Genomic DNA, 18,106 nt, shown 5'->3' on the forward strand with positions numbered 1-18,106 from the left:
TAGCCCGTTGATCTGGGTCAAGAAGCCAGAGCACGAAGTCGTCTCCTTCATGCAATTCCAGACACGCCTGAAACTCCGGCGTGATGGGGTCCTCGCCATCACCGAGACGCCCCGTGTATCCACCTCTGCCACGGCTGAAATCAAAACACATGCACTGGACAATCCAAAGACGGTCAACGACACCCTGGGTTACGAGATGGGCGACCGGTTGTAGCACGACGTCGCAGATCGGCTCGTCGAAAACTCCCGCGCATCAAATAAAAAACCCCGCAACCAGCGGCTGCGGGGCAGTTCGGTTTCTTGTTGTGGCAGGGCGATGCCCGGCAGGTTTACATCGTTCTTCTTCTGTTCGTTTTATTCGATACTAGCTCTGTTCGGGTTGCGCTGCGCCGCCCGGGGTCGGTTCGTCGGAGGCCTGGGGCTTGGTACCCTTCTCGCGGTCCCAGTCCATCGCCTTGGTCTTCATCTCGCCGAACTTCTTGGAGACGCTGCTGAGCTTGTCGTCCCACTCGGGGTTTGGCTCCTGGCCTTCGGTGACCTTGAAATAAACCTGCATCAGGGCGGTCATGCCGATGGGCTCGATCACGGCCTGCTTGATGCCCCAGGCGAACACCAGCGCGATGACCAGGGTCAGGATGCCGGCAGTGCCCGGGAACAGGGAAACCAGTCCGGCGACCGGCAGCAACACCACCAGGAAGACGAGGAAGGTCATGGCCCAGATGAAGAAGGCCAGCCAGAAGGCGTTCTTCAGGAAGGTCTTGTAGTTCTGTGCGTAGAGGATCAGCGCGGTCTGGCCTGATCGCCAGGGGTTGTCTGACTTGGTGCGCATGTTGTGCGCCAGGATGACCTCGTCGAGGTAGGTGAGCGACAGGTTGACGACGGTGTTGATGAATTTCACCACGCCTTGCAGTCCGGGAATCGGGATGAAGGCGGTGATGGTGAAAAATGCCCGGTTGAATGCCTTGAGCACAGCCTTGATGAGCTGATCGATGCCGAATAACACGGACGATTCCACGAAGCGTTCGCGCACGATGCCCTGGGCATAGTCGATCTGACCCCTGCCTTCGGGAAGCTCCCGTCCTTCCAGTAGCTCGACCAGTACGGCAATGTGGCCGGCCTTGACCATGTAAAGCAGGTACTCGCGCAGGAAATACAGAATGGCCGAAGTGATGCCGAATCCGACCAGGCCGCCCCAGACGCTGAATGCGCCAGGGTCGTCGCCAATGTGGCCGACAAAATATCCGATTCCAGCCCCGACGCCGGTTACCAGCACATAGGCCAGCGTGATACCGAAGTAGATCAGGAAGCGGAAAATCAGGAATGGCATGGTTTTGGCCATCAGGCCCAGTACTTCACCGATCTTGAAGTCCATCATGGGGAATCCCTCGTTTCACCAGTTGGTTCGTATCCGATACTACGGGAATTCGGGCCGGAACGTGACAGCCAAAATTGGTTGGCTGGTTGGCGAAACACTTGTCATCCCGGCCAGCGCGGCGCGCTGAGCCGGGATCTCGCAGGTTTCAGGCCGGCAATCCCCGGGGCCGTGCCGGATTCAGGCGTGCGGGATCCCGGCTCAAGGCCGGGATGACCCCTGATTACTTGTTATCCCGGACAGTGCGGAGCGGGCGCTAAAGGTTGCGGATGTCGACGAAGTCGCCCGATTCGCGATTTTCCTTCAGGTCGTCGAGCAGGTCGAGGATCTGGTCGGCTGCCTCTCGCGGCTTGGGCATGTGCTCGGTGCCGCGAGCATCCTTGAGTTTCTGTACCGACGGGAATTCCTCGCTGTCGACCTCGTCGCGGATGTAGTCCTGCATGCCGGTCTCGATCAGGCCGGGTGCCAGGCTGATCATGTGCGTGTCCGGCATTTCCGGCGCGTAGAGCTTGATCAGGTTGTTGAGCGCGGCTTTCGAGAGGGAGTAGCCGCCCCAGCCGTAGTTCATGTTGACGGCCGCCCCGGATGAAATGGCCACCACCTGGTCGATCGGAATCTGGCGCTCGATGAACCAGTCCAGGATCAGCTTGTTGGCCCAGACGTTGACACGCATCAGGTGCTCGAGATCGTGCACGTCGGTATGCGAGATTTCCTGGATGCGGCCGAGCATGCCGGCGTTGAGCACGACCAGGTCGAGGCGCAGGCAGTCGGATAGCAGTGCGTCCAGGCCTTCCTCGAGATGATTGAGGTTGCCGATGTCCTGCTTTCGGTCCCTCAGGCCGTCGTCGTTGTGCGCCGCCAGCGGGCATCCGCGCCGGCTCATGCCCCAGACGATGGCGTCGCGATCGAGCAGCGCTTCGGTCAGCCCCAGTCCCAGGCCGCTGCTGTTGCCAGTGATGAACACGTTCATGCTGTCAGTTCCCTCCAATGGTGTTCTCGAACAGGTTCAGGATACGCCAGTATTCGTCGCGCCAGCTATCCGGGCGGGTGAATCCGTGCCGCTCCATTGGATACGACGCCATTTCCCAGTGGTCTTTTTCGAGCTCGATCAGGCGTTGTGCCAGGCGCACAGAGTCCTGGTAGAAGACGTTGTCGTCGAGCATGCCGTGTGCGATCAGCAGGTGGCCGTCCAGGCCCTCGGCAAACTCGATGGGCGAGCTGCGCCGGTAAGCTTCGGGGTCGACCTCGGGTGTGTTGAGGATGTTCGAAGTATAGAAGTGGTTGTAGTGGGCCCAATCGGTGACCGGCCTTAGTGCAGCCCCGGCCTGGAACACTTCAGGTGCCCTGAACATCGCCATAAAGGCCATGAATCCGCCGTAAGAGCCGCCGTAGACACCGACTCGGCCGGGGTCGGCGTTGTGGTTTTCCACCAGCCAGTCGACGCCGTCGATCAGGTCTTCGAGTTCGGGTGTGCCCATCTGCCGGTAGATGGCGGTGCGCCAGTCCCGGCCGTAGCCGGCGCTGGCGCGGTAGTCCATGTCGAGTACGTGGTAGCCACGTTCGGTCAGCAGGTTGTGGAACATCTGCTCGCGGAAGTAGTTGGGGTAGCGCAGCCAGGTGTTCTGCAGGTAGCCGGCGCCGTGGACGAACAGCACCACCGGATGCCTGTCGCCGCCGTGGGGCGGTTCGCTACGGGCCGGGTAGAACTTGGACCAGACGGGGCGGTCGACATGGCTTGACGGCACGCCGACGATCTCGGGCTGCTGCCATTCGATTGTCTTGAATGCATCCGTGCGCGTGTCGGTCAGGGCTTCGAGTTCGCCGGTCTCCAGATCGACCAGGCCGGCCTGGGGCGGCAGGTAGGGTGAGGAATAGCGCACCAGGGCGCGCTCGTCATCGCCGGGCCGAAGGGTGAAGGACTCGATCCCGCGCTGTTCGGTCACGCGCTCGAGTTCGTCGAGCTCGAGATCCAGTTGATAGAGGTCGTACTCGGCCGGATGGGAGCGATTGGCAAGCAGCAGCACGGTGCGGCCATCGGCGCGCACGACCGGTTCGAGCACTTCGAAGTCGCCTTCGGTGCGCTGTCGCGCCGCTCCAGCGCGGGCATCGACGGTGTAGAAGTGGCTGTAGCCGGATTCCTCCGACAGCAGCCAGAGCGTCTCGGAATCAGGCAGCCAGCCGAAATCGTTGAAGTACCAGTTGATCCAGGCCACGTCGCTGAGACGGTGGCGATGGTGCAGGGCGGGCTCATCATCGGCGGTATCGACGATCGCCAGCCACCGGTCCTTGTTGTCAATGGCGCGGATCTGCACTGCGGCCAACTCGCCCCCGGCGTGCCATTCAAAATCGTTGATGCTTACCGGCCGGTTTTCGTCATCGGCGAGCGGGTCGATATCCTGTGCCTGCTTGAGCTCGGCCAGCGGATCCTCGCCGATGCCCGGCAGGTCGTCGAAGGCCAACTCGTGTTTGCTGCGTTTCTCGAGGTCGAGCAGCCACAGCGTTTGTGGCGGCGGCGCGTTACGGCCAACGCGCGTGCGTACGTCCTCGACGTCGATATAGCCGTCGTTAGTGACGTAGTGCGGCATCTGGCCGTCATCTCCGTCGTCGTGGTCTTTGGGGCTCACCGCCAGCAGCAGCCAGCGGCCGTCGGGCGAGAGGCTGGACTGCTGCATTTCCATGTCGTCGCCCAGGTACCAGGGTGCGACCGACCGGGTCGGATCCTGGCTGGCGGCCTTTTCGGCTTCGGTTCGGGCTTCGCGCTTGTCCGCTTGCTGATCGCGCAGGCTCTGGAACAGACGAAGCTGCATCTCTCCCAGCTCGTCCTCCGGCTCGGCATCCGGCTTGTCCTCGAAGCGCAGGTCGGTCGCCGGCCAGTTCAGGCCCCGTTCGAAATCATGCACCCACCACTGGCTGTCGCGGCGAAAGATGACCCGCTTGCCATCGGGACTGAAGGCGGGCTGGGCGTCGGATTCCGTGCTGCGGGTAAGCTGCAGCAGGCGGTCGCGGTCGGGCAGGCGAGCAAACAGGTTGCCGTCGCGCACGAACACCACCCGACCGCTTGCGTGATGGACAATCGGATCCGGCCCGTCAATCACGGCCTGTTCGGCGTAGTCGAGGCGGCGGTCTTCACCGCGTTCGAGGTCGATCTGGTGGATATCGTCCAGATCGCTGTCCGGTCGCTCCACGCGGTAATTGACGGCACTGCCGTCGAGCTGCCACCAGGCCTGCTCGACCGGCGGTCCGATCCAGTCCGGGTCGGCCATAATCTGTTTCAGGGGCGGGGTCTGGGCCTGGCTGGCGATCGTCAGGCCCAGCAGGAAAAGCGTAATCAGTCGTGCTTGCATGTTCTTCCAGGGTTTGGGGTCAGAAACTTGAAACCTTTGGTTGGCGATGCCGGGGCATCGCCGGGCGCTCAGGATACCGCACCGGAGCCGGCGCGGGGCGGCCGTCCTCGTGTGCGCTGGCGGGGTACAATCGTTGGCGGGCATTCAGGGAGAATCACGCATGCAGCACGCCGCCGGACTGTTTCAGCCGGTTCTCGAGCTTTTTGCCGATTATCCCTACCTGGTGCTGTTCGTCGGCTTGCTCCTGGCCGGGGAGGCGGTCCTGCTGCCGGCACTCTACCTGGCCACCACCGGGCGCCTGGATCCGGCTGGGGTGATCGCCGTGGCGATCGTGGCCACTTTGATCTCCGATGGTCTGTGGTACCTGCTGGGTCGCTGGTATCCGGCTCAGGCGCTGGCCCGGATTCGCGCCCGGCAATCGGATGCCAAGGTGGCACGGCTCGATACCCTGTTTCGCCGCAACGGTCCCAGGTTGCTGTTCTTATCCAAGTTCGTCTATGGCACCCGCATTGCTGCGCAGGTGCTGGCCGGTGCCGCGCAAATGCCGTTTTCAGTCTATATGGGCGTCAATGTCCTGGGCGTGGCCACGCTCGTGCTCTGCCTGGCGGGACTGGCCTGGTCGGTGGTGGAAACGGCCCAGCAGCTCGAGGCGCTGGTCAGCCATATCGAGGTCGTATTCCTGCTGTTTGTGCTGTTGACCGTTGGCCTGTTCATCCTCGTAGGCACGATTGTGAGAAAACAATGGTTTCGGTAATCATCGCCGCATTCAATGAGGCGCCCACTGTGGGGCTTTGTGTCGCCGATGTGGTCGGTCATCCACAGGTCAGTGAAATCATCGTGGTCGACGATGGCTCCAGCGACGACACCGCTGAACAAGCCCGCAAGGCCGGTGCCCGGGTCATCACGCTGCCGGAAAACCGCGGCAAGGCCCTGGCGCTCGATGCCGGTGTGGCGGCGGCCCGCGAGGATGTGCTGCTGTTTCTCGACGCCGATGTGACCGGTCTGACCCAGGAGGTGCTCAGTCGCATCATGCGGCCGGTCATCGAGGGGCGTTACGAGATGTTCGTCGGCGTGCGGGCGCGCAAGACACTGTGGCTCAACCGCCTGTTACGGGTCTTTCCCATCATCGGTGGCGAGCGGGCCCTGACGCGCGGGCTATGGCAGCGGGTGCCGGAGCGGCACAAGCGTGGATTCCGCATCGAGATCGCGCTCAATCACACCGCCAAGCTCTGCGGCGGTGGCATGGGCTTTGATCTGATCGAGGGTGTGGTGCACCGCACCAAGGAGAACAAGTTCGGTTGGTGGCGGGGCTTGTGGCGGCGTCTGCGCATGATCGGCGAGGTGACAGCAGTCACCTGGAGCCTGTACGTGATTGGTGGGCTCGTCGGCTTGCTGAGAATCGGCCGGCAAGACCGCGTTCGCGATACCGGTGGTTGAGCCTTGAACGTACCATCAGTACACCCCATCTGTTCGTCCAGGCATCGGTCGATTTTGGATTGCGGCTTGCAATCCAACTGGTCCGATCCTATAATTACCGGCTCGATTGCGGGGTGGAGCAGTCTGGCAGCTCGTCGGGCTCATAACCCGAAGGTCGCAGGTTCGAATCCTGCCCCCGCTACCAGGTTTTTGGAAAAGAAAAAAGCCCCTGGTCAAAGGGGCTTTTTTCGTTCAAGGCCGGAGAGAATACCGTGGCTGTACCCGACAAACTGGAATCGCTGCTGGCGCCGCTGGTCGAGGATCTTGGCTACGAGTACGTCGGCATCGAGTATCAGCCCAATCCAAAGAATCGGCTGATTCGGCTCTACATCGACCGGCCGGAGGTCGGTATCAGTGTGGATGACTGCGAGCGTGTCAGCCACGAGGTTTCGGCCCTGCTGGACGTGGAAGACCCGATCAGCAGCCAGTACACGCTGGAGGTATCATCGCCGGGCATCGAGCGGCCCCTGTTCACCGGCGCGCATTTTGCCCGCTTTGTCGGCGAAGAAGCCCGTGTGATCATGGCCGTACCAGTTGAGAGTCGGCGCAAGTTCAAGGGTCGCATCGTGTCGGCCGACGACGAGCGCGTCATCCTCGAGGTCGATGGTGAGCGTCACGAATTGATCGTGGCTGACATGCAACGGGCTTCGCTCGCGCCGGACATGGACGCGCTTCTGGCGGCCGGACGGAATCAATGATCAAATTAATGAGCTATTGCGGAATCAGGCAATCATGAACAAGGGCAAGGAAATCCTGCAGGTGGTCGAGGTCGTCTCGAACGAGAAGGGCCTGCCGCGCGAGACGATCTTTGAAGCGATCGAGGCGGCGCTGGCGTCAGCCGCGCGGCGTCGCCACCCCGAAGACATCGAAGTGCGCGTCTCGATCAGCCGGGAAACGGGCGATTATGACGCCTTCCGTCGCTGGGAAGTCATCTCGGATGACGAAGAAGAAGCCGAACTCGAATCCGAGGATCACCAGATCCGCCTGAGCGAGGCAAGGAAGCACGATCCCGAGCTGGAAGTTGGCGACTACATCGAGGAACCGATGGAGCCGCCCGAGTTCGGCCGCATCGCCGCCCAGGCCGCCAAGCAGGTGATCGTCCAGCGCGTGCGCCAGGCCGAACGAGCCCAGGTCGTCGAAGCCTTCGAGGAACGCGTCGGCGAACTCATCAGCGGTCAGATCAAGCGCATGGAAAAGGGCGGCATCATGCTCGACCTGGGTGAGAACGCCGAGGCCTTCATTCCCTCGCGTCACACCATTCCCGGCGAAACTGCGCGCATCAACGATCGCGTGCGTGGATTCCTCTACGAGGTGCGTCCGGAAGTGCGCGGCCCGCAACTGTTCGTCAGCCGGACCATGAACGAGTTTCTGATCGAACTGTTCAAGCTCGAGGTGCCCGAGATCGGCCAGGGCCTGATCGAACTCAAGGGCGCAGCCCGCGATCCGGGCCGGCGCGCCAAGATCGCCGTCCACGCCCTCGACAGCCGCACCGACCCGATCGGTGCCTGTGTGGGCATGCGCGGCTCGCGCGTGCAGGCTGTATCAAACGAGCTGGCCGGAGAGCGCATCGACATCATCCTGTGGGACGAGAATCCGGCCCAGTTCGTCATCAATGCCATGGCGCCGGCCGAAGTCCACTCGATCGTGGTCGACGAAGATTCCAACAGCATGGACATCGCCGTCGAGGAAGAGAACCTCTCGCAGGCGATCGGCCGCGGCGGCCAGAACGTGCGCCTCGCTTCCGAGCTGGCCGGCTGGACCCTCAACGTCATGACGATCGAGGAAGCCGAGCAGAAGAGCGAAACGGAAGCCAGCAGCATCCTCGAGATGTTCAAGGAAAAGCTCGACGTTGACGAAGAGGTTGCCTCCATCCTGGTGCAGGAGGGGTTTACCAACATCGACGAAGTTGCCTACGTGCCGGAAAGCGAACTGCTCGAGATCGAGGAGTTCGACGAGAATGTCGTGGCTGAACTGCGCCAACGCGCACGCGATGCCCTGCTCACCCAGATGATCGCTTCGGAGGAACAGCTCGAAGAGCACAAGCCGAAGCAGGATCTGCTTGATCTGGAGGGCATGACCGATACCATGGCCTACCGGTTGGCCGAAAAGGGCATTCGTTCGCGCGATGACCTGGCCGAATGCGCGGTCGACGAGCTCGAGGAAATCGAGGATCTCGAGCCCGAGCAAGCTGCCGACTTGATCATGAAGGCTCGCGCGCACTGGTTTGCCGAAGAATAAGACGAGGTTCAAGGAATACACATGTCTCAGGTCACAGTTGCACAGCTAGCTGACGTATTGGGCGTTGACGTCAAGCGTCTGATTACCCAGCTCAACGAGGCCGGTATCGAGGTCAGTGAACCCGATGCCGAGGTGACCAATGAAGACAAGATAAAACTCCTCACCTACCTGCGCTCGAGCCATGGCAAGGCCGAGTCCGAAGACACGACGCAACCGCGAAAAGTCACGCTCACGCGCAAGAGCATGAGCGAGTTGAAAGTGCCCACCGGCGGCGCCGGGCGCACCCGTTCACGTGGTGCAGCACCCTCACGCACGGTCAACGTCGAGGTGCGCAAACGCCGCACCTACGTCAAGCGGCGCGAGATCGCCGAGCAGGAGCAATCCGATCCCGAGCGCGAAGCCGCAGTGCAGGCGCTGGAAGAATCGAAGCGCCAGCGCGAGGAAGCCGAGCGCAAGGAGCGCGAAGAAGCTGAACGGCGCCAGCGCGAGGCCGAGGAACAGGCCCGTGCGGAAGAAGAAGATCGCAAGAAGCGTGAGGCCGAGGAAGAAGAGCGCCGCAAGGAAGAAGACCGGCTGCGTGCCGAAGCCGAGGCCCTCAAGAAAGTCGAGGAAAAGGTTGTTCGCCAGGCCAAGCAGAAGGAAGCCGAGCGCAAGGCTGCCAAGGGCAATGTCGGCAAGGAAGAGCCGGCCACCCGATACGGTCGCGAGGAACTGCACATCGCACCCAAGTCCAAGCGGCGCAAGCCCAAGCGCAAGAGTGCGGCGCGCCCTGGCAAGGTGGCGAGCGTCGGGGCCGAGCACGGCTTTCAGAGGCCGACCGCGCCGGTCAAGCGCGAGATTGAGGTGCCCGAGACCATTACCGTGGGCGAGTTGGCCAAGCTGATGGCGGTCAAGGCCGGCGAATTGATCAAGGTGCTAATGAATATGGGCACCATGGTCACGATCAACCAGCCATTGGACCAGGACACGGCCATTCTGGTGGTCGAGGAAATGGGGCACACCGCCAAGGCGGCCGAGGACAAGGATATCGAGCAGGAACTGGTCGAAGCCGAAGAGTCCGTCGAGAGCGACGAGGTCTCGCGTCCGCCAGTGGTCACGGTCATGGGCCATGTCGACCACGGCAAGACCTCGCTGCTCGACTATATCCGTCGTGCCAAGGTAGCTGCCGGCGAGCAGGGCGGGATTACCCAGCACATCGGTGCCTACCACGTCGAGACGGACAACGGCGTGGTCACCTTCCTGGATACACCCGGTCACGCGGCGTTTACCGCCATGCGGGCACGCGGTGCACAGGCCACCGATATCGTGGTGCTCGTGGTGGCTGCCGACGACGGCGTCATGCCCCAGACCAAGGAGGCTATCCAGCACGCGCGAGCCGCTGGCGTACCGCTGATCGTGGCGGTCAACAAGATGGACAAGCCCGATGCCGATCCGGAACGCGTCAAGTCCGAGCTGGCGGCCGAGGAGGTCGTGCCGGAAGACTGGGGCGGACAGGAAATTTTCGTCCCCGTTTCGGCCATTACCGGCGATGGCATCGACAATCTGCTCGAGTCGATCCTGCTGCAGTCGGAAGTGCTCGAACTGAAGGCCAATCCCGACAAGCGCTGTCGCGGGGTCGTGGTCGAGTCATCGCTCGACAAGGGCCGTGGACCGATCGCCACCATCCTGGTTCAGGACGGCACGCTTCGGCGCGGCGACATGATTCTCGCCGGCGAGGAGTTCGGTCGCGTGCGCGCCATGTTCAATGAGGCCGGCCAGCCGATCGAGGAAGCCGGTCCGTCGATTCCGGCCGAAGTGCTGGGCCTGTCGGGCGTACCCAATGCCGGCGACGATGTGCTGGCCGTGACCGACGAGAAGAAGGCCCGCGACGCAGCCGATCAGCGTAAGCAGTCGGCGCGCGAAGGACGTCTGGCCGAGAAGCAGGCAGCCAAGCTGCAGAACCTGTTCGATCAGATGGACGAGGGCGGTGAAGATCAGCAGAACGTCAACCTGGTCATCAAGGCTGACGTACAGGGCTCGGTTGAGGCGCTCAAGGATGCACTCACGCGCCTGTCGAATGACGAGATCAAGGTCAACGTGGTCGCCTCGGGTGTCGGCGGCATTACCGAATCCGACGCCAGTCTGGCGCAGGCCTCGGGCGCGATCATCATCGGTTTCAACGTGCGCGCCGATGCCTCGGCACGCAGGATTATCCAGGAAGCCGATCTCGACCTGAACTACTACAGCGTCATCTACAACGCCATCGATGACGTCAAGAAGGCCATCACCGGCCTGCTCGGCACGGAGACCAAGGAAGAGATTATCGGCCTGGCCGAAGTCAAGGACGTGTTCCGTTCCTCCAAGCTGGGCGCGATTGCCGGTTGCCTGGTGGTCGAAGGTGTGGTCAAGCGCGCCAACCCGATTCGCGTCTTGCGCGATAACGTGGTGATCTACGAAGGCGAACTCGAGTCGCTGCGTCGGTTCAAGGACGATGCTAGCGAAGTGCAGGCGGGTACCGAGTGCGGTATCGGCGTCAAGCAGTACAACGACGTCAAGCCGGGCGACCAGATCGAGTGCTTCGAGCGCATCGAAGTGCAACGCACGCTGGACGACTGATGAGTACCGGCCGAGCTGAACGCGTCGCCGGGCTCCTGCGGCGTGAAGTGGCCGATATTCTCCACGGCCAGTTCGAGTACGAAATTCCGCGCGGCCTGATCAGCGTGACCGACGTGGAGGTCGCGCATGACTTGTCCCACGCAAAGGTGTACATTGCCGTGCTCGAGATCGAGCAGGCGCCGGAAATCATCAAGTTCCTGAATGAGAATGCCGGCCAGGTCCGCCACGAGCTGGGCAAACGAATTCGTCTGCGTGTGACCCCGACCCTCAAGTTCCTGCACGACACCTCATCGGAGACCGGCGACCGCATCGAGCAACTCCTGGCGGCCGCGAAGAAGAAGAGCTGAGTCTCTCAGAGTCGCAGCTTGCACCGAATGGAATTCAGCGCATTCCCTCCTGCAGCGTTTTCAATGCCGCTGCTCCCGGGTTGAGTTCGTCGAATGCGAACCGGGACAGTGGTTTTCGGGAAGTGCCCTGGATGGTGTGCAAGCTTGGCAAGTCTTCGTTCAGAAACAGCAGGCCGGTGAGAATTTCCTGGCGCTCATGAGCGGCTGCGAGGTGTCCCAGCACCTGCGCGCGGCTGGAAGGGTCGAAATCCTGATCGAGTTTCTTCAAGCGAATGACTGAACCGTCGTGTAATTCGACGTCGGATACTTCCCCTTCGGCATAGTCCACCTCGATCTCGGTCGATGGTGCCACGTAATCGGTCTCGATGGCCGCGTGCAGGTGCTGACGGGTCCAGGCGTAGGACTTGGTCGAGCCTTCGTGGTCGTTGAAGGTCACGCACGGCGAGATGACGTCGATAACAGCGCAGCCGGGGTGCCGGAGGCCGGCCTTGATCAGCGGAACGAGTTGCTCCTTGTCACCGGAGAACGAGCGCGCCACGAAGCTGCCGCCAAGCGAGATAGCGGTTGTGACGGGGTCGATGGCCTGATTTCTGTTTTCGAGGCCCTTCTTGGTCTTGCTGCCCGGGTCGGCCGAAGCCGAGAACTGCCCCTTGGTCAGACCGTAGACGCCGTTGTTTTCAATGATATAGAGCACGTTCAGGTTGCGCCGCACTGCGTGCGCGAACTGGCCAAAGCCGATCGACAACGAGTCACCGTCGCCGGAAATGCCGATCGCGATCAGGTCGCGTCGTGCAGCCTGGGCGCCCGTGGCCACCGAGGGCATGCGTCCGTGTACCGAGTTGAAGCCATGTGCCCCGGACAGGAAATAGGCCGGCGTCTTGGAAGAACACCCGATACCCGATAGTTTGATGACCTGTTCGGGTTTCAAGGCCAATTCCCAGAATGCCTTGACCAGCGCCGCGGTAATCGAGTCGTGACCGCAACCGGCGCACAGCGTTGATAGACCACCTTCGTAGTCGGCCAGCGTCAATCCCAGTTCGTTGGTCTGTCGCCCGCTCCATTTGACTTTCGGTTTGGTGATGTAGCTCATGCCACGGCTCCCTGTCTGATGTGCTCGGTAACGGACTCAACAATTACATCGGACGGTACCGGCAATCCGTTGTAGTGCAGGATCGAGATCAATTTGTCCGGGTCCGCGTCGAGTTCTAGCATCAGCAAGCCGCGCATCTGAGCGTCGCGGTTCTGCTCGAGCACGAATACCAGCCGGTGCTGGTCGAGAAACTTTTCCACTTCCTTGCCGAATGGAAATGCGCGTAACCGCAGGTAGTCTGCATCGACACCTTCGGCGGCCAGCCGATCCAGCGCCTCGACTGTGGCACCATGCGACGAGCCGAACGCAATGATGCCGACATCGGTATGGCCGCGTGCGGAGCGGAGGACAGCATCGGGGACCAACGTCTTTGCGGTCTGCCATTTCAATCGGAGTCGATCGACGACCTGCTGGTATTCATCGGCATCCTCCGTGTAGCGGCCGTACTGGTCATGACCGGATCCTCTGACGAAGTAGCTGCCCTTGGGGTGAGACCCCGGAAGCGTGCGGTATGGGATTCCGTCACCGTCTACATCCAGATAGCGGTGGAACTGGTCGATTCGAGTCAGATCTTCGTCGGTCAGAACCTTGCCGCGGTCGGGCCGGTAACTGTCGTCCCATTCGAGCTCATCGACCATCCACTCGTTCATGCCGATGTCAAGGTCGGACAGTACGAACACCGGCGTCTGAAGGCGTTCAGCGAGATCGAATGCGGCCACGGCCATCTCGAAACACTCCTTCGGGTCGGACGGCAGTAGCACCGGGTGGCGGGTGTCGCCATGCGAGGCGTATGCGGCGGTCATCAAGTCGCACTGCTGCGTTCGGGTCGGCATGCCGGTCGAAGGCCCGACACGTTGGATGTCGAAAAACACGGCCGGGATTTCGGTGTAGTAAGCGAAACCAATGAACTCGCTCATCAGCGAAATGCCCGGTCCGGATGTGGGCGTGAAAGCACGCGCGCCGGCCCATCCGGCCCCCAGTACCATGCCGGCTGCAGCCAGCTCATCCTCAGCCTGGATGATGCAGAAGCGGTTCTCGCCGGTTTCGGGATCCTTGCGGAATTTGTTGCAAAAGTTCTCAAACGCGTCCATCAGGGAGGTCGACGGTGTGATCGGATACCAGGCGCCGACCGTCGCGCCGGCGTACAGGCAGCCCAGCGCCGCAGCAGCATTGCCCTCGATCAGAATCTTGCCGCCGGTGCCGTCCATTGGCGCGGCACGGACCCGGAGCGGACAGTCGAAGTGCTCGCGCGCATAGTCGTATCCCAGCGTGACGGCCTTGAAGTTTGGCTCGACCAGCTTTGGCTTGGCGGCAAAGGTTTCTTCGAGCAGCTTGCGCACGATTTCACGATCAATCTGCATCAGCGCACACAGAGCGCCGACATAGGCGATGTTCTTCATCAGGGTCCGGATGGGGGCGGCCGTTCTGACGCGAGCGCTCTCGAAATTCGCGTTGACCATCCCGGACAGCGGAATGCCGAGTACGTGCACACCTTCGCGCTGGAGTTGCGACTCCCGGGGCCAGGTCGAGTCGTAGATCAGGTAGCCGCCTTCACCCACTTCAGCCAGGTCCCTGGCATAGGTCTGGGCGTTCATCGCCACCATCACGTCGACTCTTGAAACCCGCGCGTTGTAGCCCTCGCGGCTTGCGCGAATCTCGTACCAGGTCGGCAAGCCCTGGATATTGGATGGAAACAGGTTTTTTCCCGTGACGGGGATACCCATCCGGAACAGTGCCTTCATCAAGAGACCATTCGCGCTCGCCGAACCGCTGCCGTTGACCGTGGCGATCTTGAGGACGAAGTCATTGATCTGCGCGTTGCCTGTAGCCATGCTGTTCCCTAGAGTCTCAAGGGGTCTTGTGAAAGGATCGTCGGCTGGTTTCAGCCCGCTCGCCTGAGGTCTGTGTAATCCGTGGCCTGCATCTGGATCAAGACCCGACCTTTGCCTTTGCCACTGGCTTGGCGTCGTGGTCCCGGGCGTACGGAATGCGAAGTGTCGATTTCTGCATGTCCCACGCGGCGGTGGGACAACGCTCGGCGCACAGGCCGCAGTGGACGCAGACGTTTTCATCCTTGACCATGATGCGGCCGGTCTGCTTGAGTTGGTCCGAAATGAACAGGGGCTGCTCCGGTTCCTGGCGCGGTGCGGTCAGGCAAGCTTCAACCGCTTCCTGCTCGCCGTTGGCGGTGATGGTCAAACACTGGGTCGGGCAGATGTCGATGCAGGCATCGCATTCGATGCAAAGCGAATCGGTGAATACCGTCTGGACATCGCAATTCAGGCAGCGCTCGACCTCGCAGGCAGTCTGCTCGGCGGTAAAACCAAGTTCCACTTCGGTATTGAGCTCGCGGAAACGCTCGGTCAGTGGCACATGTTCCATCTTGCGACGCGCAGCCGGATCAAAATAGTTCGAGTAGCTCCACTCGTGTATGCCCATCTTGCGTGAGCCCAGGTTCATGGTCTGCGGCAGTCGGGCGTTGATGTCTTCGCCGTGGCAATGCTTATGGATGGAAATCGCGGCCTGGTGACCGTGCTCGACGGCCCAGATGATGTTTTCCGGGCCGAATGCCGCATCACCGCCGAAGAACACGCCCGGTAGCGTGGACTGATAGGTGCTGCGATCGCAATCCGGTTCGTCCCATTGGTTGAACTCGATGCCGAGGTCGCGCTCGATCCACGGAAAAGCCGTTTCCTGGCCGATCGCCAGAATGACGTCATCGGCCTCCAAAAATTCTTCCCCGGTTACCCGGGAATCGGTGATGCGGCCATCCGAGATGTCGTATTCCATGATTTCGAAAATCATGCCCTGAAGCTGGCCATCCCTGACGACGAATTCTTTCGGGCTGCGGTTGATGACGATCTCGACCTGTTCTTCCTCGGCATCTTCGAGTTCCCAGTCCGAGGCCTTGAAGAATTGCCGCGGCTTGCGTGCCATGACCTTGACGTCATCGGCCCCCAGCCGCAGGCTGGTGCGGCAGCAATCCATCGCGGTGTTGCCGACGCCGATAATCAGAACCTTCTTGCCGATTTCTTTCGTGTGCCCGAAAGCCACTGACTCGAGCCAGTCGATGCCGATGTGAATGCTGGCGTCGCCTTCACTGCGACCCGGAATATCGAGCTCCTTGCCGCGCGGTGCGCCCGAGCCGACGAAGATCGCGTCATAGCCCTGGTCCAGTAGGGACTTCATCGAATCGACCGGAGTATTCAGGCGCAGATCCACGCCCATGCGGAGAATGTATTCGATCTCCTCGTCCAGGACCTTCTGCGGTAGCCGGAATGCCGGGATGTTGGACCGCATCAGTCCGCCGGTTTTGCCGAGTTTCTCGAAAAGTGTGCACTGGTAGCCGAGCGGCAACAGGTCATTGCATACCGTCAGCGAGGCCGGGCCGGCACCGACCAGCGCGATGCGCTTGCCATTGTGGTGCTTCGGGATCGTTGGTAGCCGTTCGGTGATGTCGTCGCGGTGATCGGCTGCGACGCGTTTCAGACGGCAGATGGCGACCGGTTTTTCATCGATGCGGCTGCGCCTGCAAGCCGGTTCGCATGGCCGGTCGCAGACCCGGCCCAGAATACCGGGAAATACGTTAGACTCACGATTAACCATGTAGGCGTCGGAAAATCGCCCCTGGGCGATCAGCCGGATGTATTCGGGAACGTCGGTGTGTGCTGGACAACCCCACTGGCAATCGACCACCTTGTGGTAGTAATCGGGGTTTTGAGTATCGGTCGGCTTCATCCTCAAACCTTCCGCGGCACCATCGCTCGAATGTCCTCAGGCGAAGCATAGCGCAACCGGGGCCTCCCTGTAACCGTCTTTCATCGGTGGCAACCCGGATTATCGTGGATTGAAATGAAAACTGAACCCTCTATTTCCAGCAGTGGAATCCTGCTGCTCGACAAGCCGGTCGGCATGACATCAAATGCCGCGCTCGGCCAGGCCAAACGTATTCTCGGCCTCAAGAAGGCCGGGCATACCGGCACTCTGGATCCACTGGCCTCGGGGCTGCTGGTGCTGTGTTTCGGTCAGGCGACCAAGGTTGCGGGTTACCTGCTCGATGCCGAAAAGGCCTACGAGGCCACGCTGAAGCTCGGTATTACCACCGACAGTGAGGATGCCGAAGGCGAAGTCATCGAGCGACGCGAGGTGCCCGAGTTGAGTGAAAGTGACATTGATGCCGTCCTGGAGCACTTCCGTGGTTCGATCGAGCAGATTCCACCCATGTATTCGGCCCTCAAGTACCACGGACGGCGGCTCTATGAGCTGGCGCGCCGGGGCGAGACGGTGGCGCGCCCACCGCGCCCGGTAATCATCCACGAACTGAATTTGCTGGGTCACGAAGGTGACCTGATCGAGCTGTCAGTGCGCTGCTCGAAGGGCACCTATATCCGCTCACTGGCCCGTGACATCGGAAAACGTCTGGAATGCGGTGCGCACCTGATCGGGTTGCGACGGACCGCTAGCGAACCGTTCAGGGTCGCCGATGCACACACGCTCGAGAATTTGCAGACGCTCACGTGCGATGACGCCCGTAGCCTGCTGCTGCCCGCCGATCGCGCGCTAGAGCATCTGCCGGCGGTTCATGTCGATGAGCAGCAGGCTGCTCGCCTTCAACAGGGTCAATTCCTGTCCGGATTGCCTGGGACGGAGGCAGGCAATGTAAGAATCTACTCGCCCGAACTGTTCGTGGGGATCGGCCAGATGGATGGAGCGGGTCATCTCCGCCCCACCAGGATTCTGCTGACCACTTGAAGCGGCGGGTTGGTTGATACGGTGAACCTTCCATTACACTGATTGGCACGGCACCACCAGAATAACGAAACGGAAGCGTTTATGAGTCTTTCCCTGACGATCAATCCACAGCTCGATGCTGCCAGGGCTGCCGAGCAATTGGCAGCCACGACGCGCGTACAGATTGCGGATTTTCTGACGCCCGAGTCCGCGCAGAATCTATGGCAGGCGTTTCAGGAGAACGCGATCTGGTACCTGTCCCTCAATCGTGGCGCCGAAAATCTGGAAGTGCCTGCCGAGAATCTCGAAAAGGTTTCCCAGGTGGAACGTGAACAGTTCATGCAGCGGGTTCACGAGCGCGCAGGTAAACAGTTCCAGTACCTTTTTTGCCAGTACTACATCAGTGAAACGATTGAGCGCGGCGAGAACAAAGGTCACCCCCTGCACGAAGTCGCCGAATTTCTGAATTCCGGGACAACGTTGGACTTCTTTCGCCAGCTCACCCGCGAACCGGATGCCCGGGAAGTGGATGTGATGGCAACGCGCTACGAGCCTGGTCATTTTCTGACCATGCATGATGATGCTCACGCGCGGCGCGACCGGGTTGCTGCCTACGTGCTCAACCTGACGCCGGAATGGAACCCGGACTGGGGTGGGCATCTCGCCTTCTTCGATGAAGACGGCAACATCGAGCACGCTTTCGTTCCACGCTTTAACGTGCTCAATGTCTTTCTCGTGCCGCAAAGACATGCGGTACAGGCAGTCGCGCCATTTGCCCGCGGCCATCGATGCAGCTTTACCGGTTGGGTGCACCGCTAGGTAGCCGCCGAAGTCATTGGCCGCTGGCCCGGGATGGCGTAAATCGCCCGGTGATTGCGTTAGTGAAGGCGTCATCAGTCATCTGGCGAGGAAG

15 protein-coding genes and 1 tRNA gene are annotated in these 18,106 nt (G+C 61.2%); 10 read left to right on the forward strand and 6 right to left on the reverse strand.

The genetic code is table 11. The annotated features are described in order from the left end of the window. Positions 1-7: 7 nt before the first annotated feature. On the forward strand, positions 8-214 hold the full coding sequence (locus G4Y73_RS03935) for a hypothetical protein (RefSeq protein WP_164229645.1): 207 nt from the start codon (positions 8-10) through the stop codon (positions 212-214). A 150-nt stretch (positions 215-364) separates the two neighbouring features. Here the strand turns inward: G4Y73_RS03935 and G4Y73_RS03940 are convergent, their stop codons facing one another. The 3 genes from G4Y73_RS03940 to G4Y73_RS03950 all read right to left on the reverse strand — a co-directional run bounded on the left by G4Y73_RS03940 (position 365) and on the right by G4Y73_RS03950 (position 4,716). Next, on the reverse strand, positions 365-1,375 hold the full coding sequence (locus tag G4Y73_RS03940) for a hypothetical protein (protein WP_205596468.1): 1,011 nt from the start codon (positions 1,373-1,375) through the stop codon (positions 365-367). A 253-nt stretch (positions 1,376-1,628) separates the two neighbouring features. Next, a complete protein-coding gene (locus G4Y73_RS03945; protein ID WP_164229647.1) occupies positions 1,629-2,342 on the reverse strand; it encodes an SDR family NAD(P)-dependent oxidoreductase in 714 nt (237 codons plus the stop codon). A 4-nt stretch (positions 2,343-2,346) separates the two neighbouring features. Continuing rightward, complete coding sequence (locus G4Y73_RS03950; RefSeq protein WP_164229649.1) at positions 2,347-4,716, reverse strand: alpha/beta fold hydrolase; 2,370 nt, start codon at positions 4,714-4,716, stop codon at positions 2,347-2,349. Between the two features lie 160 nt (positions 4,717-4,876). Between G4Y73_RS03950 and G4Y73_RS03955 the strand changes: the two genes are divergently transcribed. The 7 genes from G4Y73_RS03955 (at position 4,877) to rbfA (ending at position 11,372) form a co-directional block, all read left to right on the forward strand. Continuing rightward, positions 4,877-5,470 (forward strand): DedA family protein, encoded by a 594-nt coding sequence (locus tag G4Y73_RS03955; RefSeq protein WP_164229652.1) that lies wholly within the window; start codon positions 4,877-4,879, stop codon positions 5,468-5,470. Then, positions 5,458-6,153 carry a glycosyltransferase family 2 protein gene (locus tag G4Y73_RS03960; RefSeq protein ID WP_164229654.1) on the forward strand — a complete coding sequence of 232 codons (696 nt, stop codon included), beginning with the start codon at positions 5,458-5,460 and terminating at the stop codon, positions 6,151-6,153. The genes G4Y73_RS03955 and G4Y73_RS03960 overlap by 13 nt, the downstream gene beginning before the upstream one ends. Positions 6,154-6,260: 107 nt before the next feature. Continuing rightward, positions 6,261-6,337: transfer RNA gene (locus G4Y73_RS03965), tRNA-Met, on the forward strand. A gap of 67 nt (positions 6,338-6,404) precedes the next feature. Then, positions 6,405-6,890: a ribosome maturation factor RimP gene (gene rimP, locus G4Y73_RS03970; RefSeq protein WP_164229656.1), complete on the forward strand. Its 486-nt coding sequence runs from the start codon at positions 6,405-6,407 to the stop codon at positions 6,888-6,890. A gap of 34 nt (positions 6,891-6,924) precedes the next feature. Continuing rightward, entirely contained in the window at positions 6,925-8,430 is a 1,506-nt protein-coding gene (gene nusA / locus G4Y73_RS03975) for a transcription termination factor NusA (protein WP_164229659.1), read from the forward strand. A gap of 21 nt (positions 8,431-8,451) precedes the next feature. Further along, a complete protein-coding gene (gene infB / locus G4Y73_RS03980; protein WP_164229661.1) occupies positions 8,452-11,025 on the forward strand; it encodes a translation initiation factor IF-2 in 2,574 nt (857 codons plus the stop codon). Further along, positions 11,025-11,372, forward strand: coding sequence for a 30S ribosome-binding factor RbfA (rbfA, locus tag G4Y73_RS03985; protein ID WP_164229664.1), 348 nt, complete (start codon positions 11,025-11,027; stop codon positions 11,370-11,372). The genes infB and rbfA overlap by 1 nt, the downstream gene beginning before the upstream one ends. A 34-nt stretch (positions 11,373-11,406) precedes the next feature. Here the strand turns inward: rbfA and G4Y73_RS03990 are convergent, their stop codons facing one another. The 3 genes from G4Y73_RS03990 to G4Y73_RS04000 all read right to left on the reverse strand — a co-directional run bounded on the left by G4Y73_RS03990 (position 11,407) and on the right by G4Y73_RS04000 (position 16,200). Further along, positions 11,407-12,462, reverse strand: coding sequence for a 2-oxoacid:ferredoxin oxidoreductase subunit beta (locus tag G4Y73_RS03990; RefSeq protein ID WP_164229666.1), 1,056 nt, complete (start codon positions 12,460-12,462; stop codon positions 11,407-11,409). Beyond that, entirely contained in the window at positions 12,459-14,294 is a 1,836-nt protein-coding gene (locus tag G4Y73_RS03995; RefSeq protein WP_164229669.1) for a 2-oxoacid:acceptor oxidoreductase subunit alpha, read from the reverse strand. Before G4Y73_RS03995 ends, G4Y73_RS03990 begins: the two co-directional genes overlap by 4 nt. A 97-nt stretch (positions 14,295-14,391) precedes the next feature. Next, entirely contained in the window at positions 14,392-16,200 is a 1,809-nt protein-coding gene (locus tag G4Y73_RS04000) for an FAD-dependent oxidoreductase (RefSeq protein ID WP_164229672.1), read from the reverse strand. 114 nt (positions 16,201-16,314) lie between these two features. Here G4Y73_RS04000 and truB point away from each other — a divergent pair, with 114 nt between their 5' ends. Beyond that, a complete protein-coding gene (gene truB / locus G4Y73_RS04005; protein ID WP_164229674.1) occupies positions 16,315-17,214 on the forward strand; it encodes a tRNA pseudouridine(55) synthase TruB in 900 nt (299 codons plus the stop codon). Positions 17,215-17,256: 42 nt separating this feature from the next. Next, the gene (locus G4Y73_RS04010) at positions 17,257-18,012 is read left to right on the forward strand and encodes a 2OG-Fe(II) oxygenase family protein (protein ID WP_164229676.1); all 756 of its coding nucleotides are present in this window, start codon (positions 17,257-17,259) and stop codon (positions 18,010-18,012) included. Positions 18,013-18,106: the final 94 nt, after the last annotated feature.

This window comes from Wenzhouxiangella sp. XN201 (assembly GCF_011008905.1).
Taxonomy (GTDB): Bacteria; Pseudomonadota; Gammaproteobacteria; order Xanthomonadales; family Wenzhouxiangellaceae; genus Wenzhouxiangella.

What these genes read in the sequence shown, in the direction of transcription:
- G4Y73_RS03955 (WP_164229652.1), top strand. Translation starts at nt 4,877, where the DNA reads ATGCAGCACGCCGCCGGACTGTTTCAGCCGGTTCTCGAGCTTTTTGCC.
- G4Y73_RS03960 (WP_164229654.1), top strand. Translation starts at nt 5,458, where the DNA reads ATGGTTTCGGTAATCATCGCCGCATTCAATGAGGCGCCCACTGTGGGG.
- G4Y73_RS03990 (WP_164229666.1), bottom strand. Translation starts at nt 12,462, where the DNA reads ATGAGCTACATCACCAAACCGAAAGTCAAATGGAGCGGGCGACAGACC.
- rbfA (WP_164229664.1), top strand. Translation starts at nt 11,025, where the DNA reads ATGAGTACCGGCCGAGCTGAACGCGTCGCCGGGCTCCTGCGGCGTGAA.
- infB (WP_164229661.1), top strand. Translation starts at nt 8,452, where the DNA reads ATGTCTCAGGTCACAGTTGCACAGCTAGCTGACGTATTGGGCGTTGAC.
- G4Y73_RS03945 (WP_164229647.1), bottom strand. Translation starts at nt 2,342, where the DNA reads ATGAACGTGTTCATCACTGGCAACAGCAGCGGCCTGGGACTGGGGCTG.
- G4Y73_RS03940 (WP_205596468.1), bottom strand. Translation starts at nt 1,375, where the DNA reads ATGATGGACTTCAAGATCGGTGAAGTACTGGGCCTGATGGCCAAAACC.
- nusA (WP_164229659.1), top strand. Translation starts at nt 6,925, where the DNA reads ATGAACAAGGGCAAGGAAATCCTGCAGGTGGTCGAGGTCGTCTCGAAC.
- G4Y73_RS04000 (WP_164229672.1), bottom strand. Translation starts at nt 16,200, where the DNA reads ATGAAGCCGACCGATACTCAAAACCCCGATTACTACCACAAGGTGGTC.
- G4Y73_RS03950 (WP_164229649.1), bottom strand. Translation starts at nt 4,716, where the DNA reads ATGCAAGCACGACTGATTACGCTTTTCCTGCTGGGCCTGACGATCGCC.
- G4Y73_RS03995 (WP_164229669.1), bottom strand. Translation starts at nt 14,294, where the DNA reads ATGGCTACAGGCAACGCGCAGATCAATGACTTCGTCCTCAAGATCGCC.
- truB (WP_164229674.1), top strand. Translation starts at nt 16,315, where the DNA reads ATGAAAACTGAACCCTCTATTTCCAGCAGTGGAATCCTGCTGCTCGAC.